We start from the raw sequence: 874 nt of genomic DNA, 5'->3' as shown, positions 1-874 counted from the left end.
GAGCCGGAGGCGTATTTTCGTATTGCACCGGAAGACTGGCTGCGGGCAGAGATGCAGGGGGAGATTGTGGCACTGGTCCACAGTCATCCCGGTGGTCTGCCCTGGCTGAGCGAGGCCGACCGGCGGCTGCAGATAAAAAGTGCACTGTCCTGGTGGCTGGTCTGCCGGGGGGAAATTCATAAATTCCGCTGTGTGCCACATCTGACAGGACGGCGCTTTGAGCACGGGGTGACGGACTGTTACACGCTGTTCCGGGATGCCTACCATCTGGCGGGAATTGATATGCCGGATTTTGAGCGTGAGGATGACTGGTGGCGCAACGGTCAGAACCTTTACCTGGACAATATGGCGGTCACCGGCTTTTACCGGGTGCCCCTGTCCTCTGCACAGGCGGGCGATATCCTGCTGTGCTGCTTTGGCGCATCGGTGGCCAATCATGCCGCCATTTACTGCGGCAACGGTGAACTGCTTCACCATCTGCCTGAACAACTGAGTAAACGGGAGAGGTATTCCGAAAAATGGCAACGACGAACGCATTCAGCCTGGCGTCACCGCCACTGGCACGTATCTGCCTTCACGGGGATTTACAACGATTTGGCCGCCGCCTCAGCCTGTATGTGAACACGGCAGCGGAAGCCATCCGGGCGCTGTCGTTACAGGTGCCGGGATTCCGCCGTCAGATGAACGAAGGCTGGTACCAGATACGTATTCGCGGTGAGGACACGGCACCGGAGGCGGTGTACGCCCGTCTTCACGAACAACTGGGTGAGGGGGCGGTCATCCACATTGTGCCGCGACTGGCCGGGGCCGGAAAAGGTGGACTGCAGATTGTGCTGGGGGCGGCAGCCATCGTGGGCTCTTTCTTCACGGCCGG

At 60.0% G+C, this 874-nt stretch carries 1 protein-coding gene and 1 pseudogene; both read left to right on the top strand.

Annotated features, from left to right (window positions below):
- Positions 1-621, top strand: a 621-nt coding sequence (locus HEN33_RS25155; protein WP_183083524.1) for a C40 family peptidase, incomplete at its 5' end; no start/stop codon positions are given.
- Positions 618-874, top strand: a pseudogene (locus tag HEN33_RS25150) (tail assembly protein); the annotation flags it as partial. The gene HEN33_RS25155 and the pseudogene HEN33_RS25150, both read left to right, overlap by 4 nt.

The sequence above is a fragment of the Escherichia sp. 94.0001 genome (assembly GCF_013369155.2).
Classification (GTDB): Bacteria; Pseudomonadota; Gammaproteobacteria; order Enterobacterales; family Enterobacteriaceae; genus Escherichia; species Escherichia coli_F.
The sequence above is the reverse complement of the archived record's forward strand: the minus strand, read 5'-3'. Positions and strand labels throughout refer to the sequence as shown.